The sequence below is a fragment of the Mesorhizobium sp. M7A.F.Ca.CA.002.09.1.1 genome, assembly GCF_003998555.1.
In the GTDB taxonomy this organism is placed as follows: Bacteria; Pseudomonadota; Alphaproteobacteria; order Rhizobiales; family Rhizobiaceae; genus Mesorhizobium; species Mesorhizobium ciceri.
Map to the genome: position 1 here is coordinate 1 of NZ_RZRR01001465.1, position 713 is coordinate 713.

The following is a 713-nucleotide window of genomic DNA, read 5'->3' on the forward strand; positions in this document are numbered from 1 at the left end:
CAGGTGTCGGAACTGGCCGGCAAGATGAAGATCGCCATTGACAGCCGCCGCTCGAAGAATGTCGAGGCCAATGACCGGGACTACAGGACCAGCGTCGAAAAGCTCTATGCGGCGGGCGACGTGCGGCGCGGCCAGTCGCTGGTCGTCTGGGCGATCCGCGAGGGCCGCCAGGCGGCGCGCGCCATCGATGAGGCGCTGATGGGATCGAGCGTGCTGCCGCGCTGAGTCCGTCTCGAGACCCTACTTGTGCGGCCACCTGAAGGCGCTTTCCGCCCTTCCGCTGCCCCGGGCAGCTTACGGACTGATCGCCGTGGTCGTTTCGGTTGTGGCCCCGGCCGCAGGCTGCCGCCTTGGCGGCCAAGAAAAATCGTCGGCGCGGCCGGGCGCAGCAGCGGGCGCCTTGCCCTCGACGACGAATTTTTCACCGGGCCCGTCCGGCTTGGCCGGCGCTGCGGCACCGAGAAGTTCCGAACCGCCGTCGAGTGCCGGTGATTGCGAGTCGGCGTCGGTAGCCGGGTCGGCGGCCTCAGTCTTTTCCTTCGAGGGTGGACTACGTTACTGGCCAGTACCGGCAACGCATCGAAGGAACTTTACAATCATAAAGGTACGTCACTGGTCTCGCGGCTCACCTATGACGATCTAGACGCGCATTCGAGTCCACAATCCGACTGGCATTTTCGTAAAGGCCTCCTCGGTGCGGGCGGCATCAGGGA

The 713-nt window shown here is 65.2% G+C and carries 1 protein-coding gene and 2 pseudogenes; 2 read left to right on the forward strand and 1 reads right to left on the reverse strand.

The features are described 5' to 3' along the window. A pseudogene (gltD, locus tag EN994_RS34030) lies at positions 1–225 on the forward strand (glutamate synthase); the annotation flags it as partial. 69 nt (positions 226–294) lie between these two features. Here gltD and EN994_RS36600 read toward each other — a convergent pair. Next, a pseudogene (locus EN994_RS36600) lies at positions 295–489 on the reverse strand (DUF459 domain-containing protein); the annotation flags it as partial. Between the two features lie 3 nt (positions 490–492). On the opposite strand from EN994_RS36600, the gene EN994_RS35775 reads away from it, so the two are divergent. After that, a partial coding sequence (locus EN994_RS35775) for a hypothetical protein (RefSeq protein ID WP_206530575.1) occupies positions 493–713 on the forward strand: 221 nt, incomplete at its 3' end.